Below are 2,952 nucleotides of genomic sequence, written 5' to 3' on the forward strand. Positions count from 1 at the left end.
TCTTGCCATATCATCTATGTGATAAATCGGTAACTCGAATAACTTGGTCCACTTGCTCCCAAATCAGAGGATTGTGGGTCGCAATAATAATAGTTCGATTCGGATTTTTTAGAGATTCTAGGATAGAAAGTAATTCCTTAGAATTTTTGGGGTCTAGTGAAGCGGTTGGTTCATCTGCGAGAATCAAAGGTGGATCCTTTAAAATTATCTTCGCTAGTGCAACACGTTGTGCTTCTCCTCCTGATAATTCAAAGATAGGTTGCTTTAAATCTAAATAAGAGAGGTTAACACGGTTTAGAGCTTGTTTCATCAAAGAGATTTTCTCTTTTTCTTTCAACTTTTTACCAACTAAACCCAGATTAAGATTCTCTTTGACAGTTTGACTTTCAATTAAGCCAAAATCTTGAAATAGATATCCCAAATAATCTCTAAAGAAAACAGAAGGCTTGATGTCCTTAAGAGAAGTACCATCATAGATGATTTGTCCTTTGTCATATGGCTCTAATCGTCCAATCATATTCAAGAGTGTTGTCTTACCACAGCCACTTGTACCGATTAAGGCATAAATTTTCCCACCTTCAAAATGAAGATTCGTATCTGAAAATAGCTGACGGCTTCCAAATTTTTTAGATATATTCTTTAGTTCAATCATCCTATTTTCCTTTCATAATTGTCATAGAAACACTAGATTCTTTATGAGCTTGACGGTAAAGCGTCAAAACTGCACTAGCTAGAAAGACTAATAAAGTGAGCAAGCCAATCACCAAGTCTCGACTGCTTAAAATAAAGAAACTAGCACCAAATACAAAACTGGCAAATTGGCTAACCATATACTGAGCATGTGTTTCAAAAAATCGTAAACCTGAAATTCGTTTAATCAAGATATCTCGGCGGAATTGCTCGAAATATAGAAGATTGACAGAATAAAAGAGTAACAAGGAACTAGCTATCCCCACAATAGCTCCTAAGATTAAAGTTGCTGTTTCAGTTTGAACTTCATTATAACGAGTTAGATAAACACTTCTTCCTTCTTTAAGATAGGATACTTGCTCATAAATTCCAGCTTTCTTTAAGAGTTCTACCCCACTCTCATATCCTTTGATAAAGAGTTGTTTTCCAGCATTGATAGACCAACTAGATAAGGATATAAAACTATCACCTGTAGAAGTCGGCGTGAATACAACTAAAATCGGATCAGTTAAGTACTGAATGGATACTGGGCTTTCACCGTTATTATAAATAAATCGCTTTTCTCCAGTTGGAAGATAGCTAACAATCGCTCTCATTTCATACTCTAAAGGAGCACTTGCCTCCTCACCAGATTTTCCATAAAAACTCAATCTTTCTTCAAAAACTTTCTTAAGTTCTGCTTCTCTAGAGCGCAAATGTTCTGGTAATAAGAGTCCAAATTCCCCTTTTTGAAGATGGGCTAGTTTTTGTCTAGTCTCACCATTTACAGATACATTTTCCTTGTCCAAATAACTTGGACTGACATAGAGAACATTAGCATCTGGACTATAGGTATCCAGTGTCTCTCCGTTTTTATTTTTTCCTTGAGGATTTGCAAAATGAATGAGATTATCTTTTACAAATAGAGCCTGTTCTTCTTCGATTGCTTCCTTGGCAAAGGCATACCACTTATTCTGATTTTCTGTATCTTTTACTCTATCACCTAAGCCAAAGAAAATCTGGTAATAGTCTGCTCTGTCCTGCCATGCTTGTTTTGAAATTTCAAGTTCTTTCAATCGTTGGTAAGACGTCAAACCTGTCTTAACAGCGTAGCCTACTGTAAAAACAGCTACTAACTGACACAATAGGGTTAAAGCCATCAGGCGTTTAAGGGGTAATCTTCCCTTAATAACGGGAACTAATGCTTTATAACTCAAACTCATTAGATAAAGGAGCATTAGTAAAATTGAAATCCCCAATAAAAACAAAAGATAGAAACTAATCCCAAAACCATAGGTGGCTAACAAGATAGGATAAAACAAACCTTGACTAAAAAGAAGGACTCCCCCACCTAGGAAGGAAAGGAGGGCTGATAGAAGGAGCCATTTGATATCAGTCGATAAAGAATGCCCCATGATGGATAAGAGAGTCTGACCAGAAAAGAGTTTTATACCTGCTGCTCTCATTTCCTTAATCCGAGTGATAATCACTAAAGCAAAGAAAGATAAGGCAAATATTGCTAAACTAATTAAAATAAGGGGAATTAGTAACATTCGAAAAGCAAGAGTATAGGGCGGTGTCTTTCGGTCAGCAATTGCTTTATACCCCAAATCCCCTAATTTATCGGCAAGCTTTTCTTTCGTCAAAGAGCCTGACAAAAGGAGATAACTATTTAGTGGATCACTACGTTCACGACTTTCTTGACTAGCTTCTTGGAATTCTTTTGGTAAAGTTCCCTGACCATAAGTTGCATAAGTAAAGTGAGTTGTCCCATCCTTACTCGGCTCTACAATTCTTCTAGCTATTAAACTCTGTTCTGAGTTTGCAAAATTCTCCAATTCCTGTTCAAATACCTCACGCGTCGGCTCTTGAGTATCTTTTTTGACACGAAGTAAGGAGACGGAATCATAGCTTGCATATAAATATTGTGGCGCACGTAAGACAATAATCCAAGCAAGGAAGAAGCTGAGAAAAAAAGTTGATAATAATATGAATAGTTTCTTCATAGTAGACTCCTTGTATAAGAGAATAACCCTATAGAAAAAGATTTTATCTTTTATAAATTCTTAGAATTATTTTCCTAGTTTAATCCATTACACCCTAAGCACCAAGACAACAAATTTAATCCTTTCTTATTTTGAAATCGATTTCTTATACCGTAAATATATCACTTTCTATATAATCTGTCAACATATTTTACCAAAATATTATTAGTAATAGAATTTTACAGTTCCCTAAAAATAGATGTCATTAACGGATTTTATTCAAGTTTTTCCCATTCAT

General features: G+C 35.5%; 2 protein-coding genes. Both read right to left on the reverse strand.

What is annotated here, in order from left to right; all coding sequences use genetic code 11:
- Positions 1-10 precede the first annotated feature (10 nt).
- On the reverse strand, positions 11-652 hold the full coding sequence (locus SMSK597_RS12450; protein WP_000571285.1) for an ABC transporter ATP-binding protein: 642 nt from the start codon (positions 650-652) through the stop codon (positions 11-13).
- A gap of 1 nt (position 653) precedes the next feature.
- On the reverse strand, positions 654-2,675 hold the full coding sequence (locus SMSK597_RS12455; protein WP_000732414.1) for a bacteriocin-associated integral membrane family protein: 2,022 nt from the start codon (positions 2,673-2,675) through the stop codon (positions 654-656).
- Between the last annotated feature and the right edge of the window lie 277 nt (positions 2,676-2,952).

The sequence above is a fragment of the Streptococcus mitis SK597 genome, assembly GCF_000148545.1.
GTDB classification, from domain to species: Bacteria; Bacillota; Bacilli; order Lactobacillales; family Streptococcaceae; genus Streptococcus; species Streptococcus mitis_C.